At 61.9% G+C, this 675-nt stretch carries 1 protein-coding gene; it reads left to right on the top strand.

Features of this window, described 5'->3' with window-relative positions; all coding sequences use genetic code 11:
* Nucleotides 1-582 (top strand): hypothetical protein (locus LC062_RS21285; protein ID WP_224913163.1); only part of this gene is annotated, 582 nt, incomplete at its 5' end.
* Nucleotides 583-675 lie beyond the last annotated feature (93 nt).

Below are 675 nucleotides of genomic sequence, written 5' to 3'. Positions count from 1 at the left end.
TATCCGATCACACGGCGCGCGGAAGAGCTTGCCCGCAGCGGGGAGATCGACCCGGAAGATCCGCCGCAGCTGCCCCAGAACAAGTCGATTGCCCGGCACATCAGGATCGACCAGTTCGCTGTTGACCTCAGAACGCTGACAGCGACCGCCATCGAGATTAAGCGATCATCCTACTTGGGCAAGGCGATACGCGAGGCGGCACGCCACGATCTCCTTTCCACGGCCATGCTGGCCAGGTCCTATGCACGAAAGAACGGAATAAAGGCCATGACCGGATGTTCCGTCCTCATCTGCTTCTATGGCGATGTCACGCCTGACTTCCAGGGCTTCACGGTCCTGACCCGTGAGACGGTTGACGACTATTTCGGGGTGGCGATTACCCCGGTTGTCGAAGCGGCCCGGGCGTATTTCTCCCATCGGGTCCGGCAGCGGCTCGAAGAGCTGGTAACGCCAATGACAGGCATCCTCTCGGACGCGACGATGCTTGCCTGTCTGGAGGAGCGCGGGCTCGGGTCACCCCTGGAGGAAATGGCGCCACCGCCTCCAAGGTCCGGACGCCGGCCGAGGCTCGCCGCCGTCTAGGCAGGCCCTTTCCAACACATCCCGATTTTCCAGTTCCGCCCGCGGGTTTCCCGACGGGCCAACAGGAGACCTTTGTCTTGTCTCAGCAGATTT

The sequence above is a fragment of the Stappia indica genome, assembly GCF_020177335.1.
Classification (GTDB): domain Bacteria; phylum Pseudomonadota; class Alphaproteobacteria; order Rhizobiales; family Stappiaceae; genus Stappia; species Stappia indica_B.
Note: the sequence above shows the minus strand (reverse complement) of the source record. Positions and strands in the feature narration are given on the sequence as shown.